Annotated in this window: 1 protein-coding gene; it reads left to right on the forward strand. The window is 51.0% G+C overall.

Annotation, left to right across the window (positions count from 1 at the left end; translation table 11 throughout):
* Positions 1-410 (forward strand): DDE-type integrase/transposase/recombinase (locus tag MIB40_RS19490; protein ID WP_249697162.1); only part of this gene is annotated, 410 nt, incomplete at both ends.

Here is a 410-nt window from a genome sequence, read left to right on the forward strand (position 1 = left end):
GGTTCCAGGCGCTTTTTAGCCTCTGGAGAGAACCTGAGATCGAACGGTGGCGTTCCTGATGAAAAGAACAAAGTATGGGTAGCCGATGTCACCTACCTGAAGGTGAAGCAAAGGTGGCATTATCTGTCGGTCATTATGGATTTGTACTCTCGACGAATAGTGGGTTGGAGTCTGGATGTAACCAGAACAGCTGAAGTAACCAAACGCAGTCTATTGGCTGCCGTCAGGAAGCGTCAGCCAGGGTCCGGGGTGATGGTCCACACAGACAGAGGGGTAGAATATCGAGGTGGGGTCTATCAAGCTGAGCTGAAACGCCACGGAATGAAACACAGCCTGAATCGTGCGGGACACTGTACAGACAATGCCCATATGGAATCCTTCTTCCATTCACTCAAGGCTGAGTTGATCCG

The organism is Aestuariirhabdus haliotis, from assembly GCF_023509475.1.
GTDB lineage: Bacteria > Pseudomonadota > Gammaproteobacteria > Pseudomonadales > Aestuariirhabdaceae > Aestuariirhabdus > Aestuariirhabdus haliotis.